This is a genomic window from Streptomyces sp. NPDC102441 (genome assembly GCF_044765585.1).
Classification (GTDB): Bacteria; Actinomycetota; Actinomycetes; order Streptomycetales; family Streptomycetaceae; genus Streptomyces.
Window position 1 is genome coordinate 1 of record NZ_JBIWKH010000039.1, and the last position, 1,047, is coordinate 1,047.

Annotated in this window: 1 protein-coding gene; it reads right to left on the bottom strand. The window is 63.0% G+C overall.

Going from position 1 to position 1,047, the window contains the following annotated elements:
• On the bottom strand, positions 1-1,041 hold a 1,041-nt coding region (locus tag ACIREO_RS39685), incomplete at its 3' end, for an acyltransferase domain-containing protein (RefSeq protein ID WP_404119975.1).
• Positions 1,042-1,047: the final 6 nt, after the last annotated feature.

Genomic DNA, 1,047 nt, shown 5'->3' on the forward strand with positions numbered 1-1,047 from the left:
CCAGTAGTGGGTGTGTTGGAAGGGGTAGGTGGGGAGGTCCACGGTCTGGGTGTTGTGTGTGGTGTTTGTTTGTTGCCAGTTGACGGGTGTGCCGTGTGTCCAGGCGTGGGCGAGTGAGGTGAGGAAGCGTTCTTGGCCGCCTTCTTTGCGGCGTAGTGAGCCGAGGGTGAGTGCGTGGGTGTCGGCGTCTTCGGCTGTCTGGTCGATGGCGAGGGTGAGGACGGGGTGGGCGCTGGTTTCGATGAAGGTGTGGTGGCCGTTTTTGAGGAGTTGGCGTATGGCGGGTTCGAAGAGGACGGGGCGGCGGCAGTTCTCGTACCAGTAGTCGGCGTTGAGTTCTGTGCCGTTGAGGATGTGGCCGGTGACGGTTGAGTAGATCGGTATGCGGGCCTGTCGGGGGGTGATGAATTTCAGGAGTTGGGTGAGTTTTTGGCGTAGTGGTTCGACTTGGGGGCTGTGTGAGGCGACTGTGGCGGCGATGATGCGGGCTCGGGTGCCTTGGGCGGTGGTGTGTGCGACGAGTTCTTCGAGTTGGTCGGGTTCGCCGGCGACGGTGACGAGGTGGGGGCCGTTGATTCCGGCGATGGTGAGGGAGCTGTTGAGTTGGGTGAGGTGTTTTTCTACTTCTGTGGGTGAGAGGGCGATGGAGGCGACGCCGCCGTGTCCGGTGAGTTCGTCGGCGAAGAGTTGGGAGCGTAGGACGATGAGTTGGGCGGCGTCGTGGAGGGTGAGGGCGTCTGCGACGCAGGCGGCGGCGATTTCGCCTTGGGAGTGTCCGATGACGGCGTCGGGGTGTATGCCGTGGTGTTCCCAGAGGGTGGCCAGGGCGAGGTGGACGGTGAAGAGGACGGGTTGGACGACTTCGATCTGTTCGATGGATTCGGTCGCGGTTCCGCGTAGGACGTCTTCGACGGTCCAGTCGACGTGTTGTTCGACGGCTGTGGCGACCTCGCGCAGTCGTTCGGCGAAGACGGGGGAGGTGTCCAGGAGTTCCAGTGCCATCCCGGGCCACTGCGAACCCTGACCCGGGAAAACGAACACCCGCTT